A 3957-nucleotide genomic window follows, 5' to 3' on the forward strand; every position below is an offset into this window, starting at 1 on the left:
GGGGTTTACAGATTTCAGAAGAGCAGCTAACTGGGATTTTTTCTGCCGATGCCGAGGAGTTCGATCGCGTTACCGGATTGACACCAGCAGATTGGGCAACTTTTCTGGGGGAATTCGCCGCCAGTGAGGGCAAATCCTTCGATGCAGAAATCGTGGAATTTGTGGCGGACAAACTATATACAACTTTCCCGAAAGCCTACCGCGAAGTGCTGAAACTGGATGCGGCGAAGGGAGGAGAAAAGTTTGCGGCGATGCTGTTGAATCTCCACCAAATTGCTTTGACAGAATTAAGAGCTTTGGGGCTGCAAAATGGGGAGATTCTGCAAAAATTGGAGGCCGTGGCGACTCGGCAGCAGATTTGTCAAGTGATGGTGAAATTGGAGGCGATCGAAATTGGCATCCGCGATGATTTGGCGCAGATTCAGAATTTACTGGAACGATTTGTTGATACTTCCGCGCCGAGATTGCCGCTTCCCTACGAGTGCGAAACGATTATTGCCGATCGGACTCAAGACTTTACCGGCCGCCAATTTGTGTTTGCAGCAATTGCCGAATTCTTGCAGAACAATCGCAAAGGCTATTTTGTTTTAGAAGCAGATCCGGGAGTTGGGAAAAGTTCAATTATGGCGAAGTTAGTGCTGCTGCTGAAGCGGCGCTGTGTCGCCCATTTTAACTCGCAATCTCAAGGCATTGTCCGCGCCGAACAATTTCTCGAAAATGCCTGCACTCAGTTAATTCGCGGCTATCAACTAAATTATCCGCAACTACCGGAAAATGCCACCAGAGATGGCAATTTTCTGAGTCGATTGTTGGGGGAAGTCAGCGCTAAATTGGGCGACAAAAAGTTGATTATTGTCGTCGATGCCCTGGATGAAGTGGATTTGAATTTGCAGGGGCGCATCAGCAATGTCCTCTATTTGCCCGATGCTTTGCCGGATAATGTTTATTTTATTGTCTCGAAGCAGCCGAAAACTCTGCCTTTGCCAAATCATGAAGTTTTTGATTTGATGCAGTACAGTGCAGAAAGTTTGGCGGATGTCAAGGTTTATATTGACAAACGCACGGGGAACAGCGCGTCTATTCAGAGTTGGATTAACCGTCAAAACTTGCAGCGCGAAAAGTTTGTGGCGGCGGTGGCGGAAAAAAGCCAGAATAATTTTATGTACCTGCGCTACGTGCTGAATGATATCGATAGCGGCAAGTACAGCGATGTGAATTTGCAAGATTTGCCGAGGGAGTTGGAAGGATATTATGACAAGCATTGGGCGCGGATGGAAATGGCGGTTAAAGATAAGGAATTGCGCCGCCGGAAGTTGAAGGTGATTTATTTGTTGACGAAAACTCGCAAGCCGGTTTGCTGCGATATCTTGGCGGATTTTGCGGAAGAAGATGCTTTGGATGTGCAGGAAGTTCTGGATGATTGGGAACAGTTTCTGCGGCGTAGCGGTGATAGTCCTCCCGATTACAGTATCTATCACGCGAGTTTCCAAAGATTTCTGCATCGTATAGATGTGGTGCAGAAAGCTGGGGTGTCGCTGCGGGATATTGAAACGGCAATTTCAGATAATTTGTGGGAGGATTTGTACGGCGATGAGTAAGTTTAAAGAACGGTTGGGGAAACTGTCGCCGAAAAAGCGGCTTTATGCTTTGGAAACTCTGCCTGGGCATTTGGCCCAGAGTGTTCAAGGGGAACGGTTGCATCAGTTGTTGACGGATTTTGATTTTATTGAGGCGAAGTTGGATGCGGTGGGGGTTCAAGAGTTAATTGAGGATTACGATTTGGCGAGAGTTTCTGATGTTTTGCTGTCGGAGGGGCAAGGGGAAAGTTTGGGGTTGATTCAGGGGGCAATTCGGAAGTCGGCGCACGTTTTGGATAGGGATAAAACTGAATTAGTAGGGCAATTATTGGGGAGGTTGCTAGATTTTGAAATGACTGATATTCAGGGGTTGCTGGAACAAGCCAAGCAGTCGAAAAATAGTCTTTGGCTGCGGCCTTTGAGGGCTAATTTAGAGCGGGCAAATGAAGGGGCGCTGCGGACGCTTGTCGGTCATACTGATGGAGTATGGGCAGTGGCGATCGCACCAGACGGTAAAACAGCGATTTCCGCTTCAGAGGATAACACGCTCAAAATCTGGGACACAGCCAGCGGTAGGCAACTAAGAACTCTCATCGGTCATACTGACCCAGTAACGGCAGTTGCGATCGCACCGGATGGCAAACGAGCGATTTCCGCTTCATGGGATAACACCCTGAAAATCTGGGACACAGACAGCGGAAGAGAACTGAGAACTTTGATCGGTCATACTGATTCGGTATCAGCAGTCACGATCGCACCAGATAGCAAAACAGTGATTTCAGCTTCATGCGATAACACCTTAAAAATCTGGGACACAGACAGCGGAAGGGAACTTTTGACTCTCATCGGTCATACTGACTCGGTATGGGGAGTCGCGATCGCACCGGATGGCAAACGAGCGATTTCCGCTTCAGAGGATAACACCCTCAAAATCTGGGACATCGAAAGTGGTAGAGAACTTACAACTCTTATCGGTCATACTAATTATGTATCAGCAGTCGCGATCGCACCAGACGGCAAAACCGCGATTTCCGCTTCAGACGATAACACCATCAAAATTTGGGATATCGACACTGGCATCCAACTGAGAGCCCTCACCGACTATACGTTATGGGTATTAGCAGTCGCGATTGCGCCAGATGGCAAAACAGCGATTTTTGCTTCACGGGATAACACCCTCAAAATCTGGGACATCCACGGTGGTAGAAAACTAACAACTCTCATCGGCCATAATGACGAGGTAAAAGCAGTCGCGATCGCACCAGACGGCAAGACGACAATTTCCGCTTCAAACGATAGCAATCTCAAAATCTGGGACATAGACAGCGACAGAGAATTGAGAACTATTGCTGGTAATATTCGGGAGGTATATGCAGTCGCGATCGCACCAGACGGCAAGACAGCGATTTCGGCTTCAAGGGATCGCACTCTCAAAATCTGGGACACAGACAGCGGGAGGGAACTGAGAACTCTGACCGGTCACACTGATATGGTATCAGCAGTCGCGATCGCACCAGACGGCAAGCGAGCAATTTCCGGTTCCTGGGATAAAACCCTGAAAATATGGGACATCGACAGTGGCAGGAAATTGAGAACTCTCACCAGTCATACGCAACAGGTATGGGGAGTAGCGATCGCACCAGATAGCAAAACAGCGATTTCCGCTTCAGGGGATAAAACCCTAAAAGTCTGGGACATTGACAGTGGCAGGAAATTGAGAACTCTTATCGGTCATACTCAGGAGGTATTTGCCGTCGCGATCTCACCAGACGGCCTCATAGCGATTTCGGCTTCAGGGGATTACAACCTTTTGGCTTCAGCGGATAACACCCTCAAAATCTGGGACATAAACAGCGGTAGGGAACTGATAACTCTCACCGGTCATACTCACAGTGTAACAGCAGTAGCGATCGCACCCGACGGCAAGCAAGCAATTTCCGCTTCAAGGGATAACACCCTTAAAATCTGGGACATCGACAGTGGCAGCGAATTCAGAACTCTTACAGGTCATACTCAGGGGGTATATGCAGTCGCGATCACCCCCGACGGCAAACTCGCAATTTCGGCTTCAGACGATAAAACTGTGAAAATCTGGGATTTGCTTAGCGGCAAGGAGATTGCTAGTTTCAGCGGAGATGGTGGGTTTGCTTGCTGTGCGATCGCCGCTGATGGAGTGACAGTTGTAGCGGGCGATCGATCGGGCCGGGTGCATTTCCTGCGATTGGAGGGAGTTAAACAGTTGACAGTTGACAGTTGACAGTTGACAGTTACCCGGCGGTTAGAAAGAGACTGTTGGCGAATGTCTGAGGGGTGTCACCCCTCAGACATTGCCGTCCTGAATAGGCAGAATGATTGTGTAATCACGCACCATATTAAATAA

General features: G+C 48.6%; 2 protein-coding genes. Both read left to right on the plus strand.

Translation table 11 applies throughout. From position 1 onward, the window contains the following. Positions 1-1598, plus strand: a 1598-nt coding sequence (locus JGK20_RS33330) for an ATP-binding protein (RefSeq protein ID WP_293233679.1), incomplete at its 5' end; no start/stop codon positions are given. Next, on the plus strand, positions 1591-3834 hold the full coding sequence (locus JGK20_RS33335; RefSeq protein ID WP_293233681.1) for a hypothetical protein: 2244 nt from the start codon (positions 1591-1593) through the stop codon (positions 3832-3834). The genes JGK20_RS33330 and JGK20_RS33335, both read left to right, overlap by 8 nt. The last annotated feature ends 123 nt before the right edge of the window (positions 3835-3957 follow it).

This window comes from Microcoleus sp. PH2017_05_CCC_O_A, from assembly GCF_020738785.1.
Lineage (GTDB): Bacteria > Cyanobacteriota > Cyanobacteriia > Cyanobacteriales > Microcoleaceae > Microcoleus.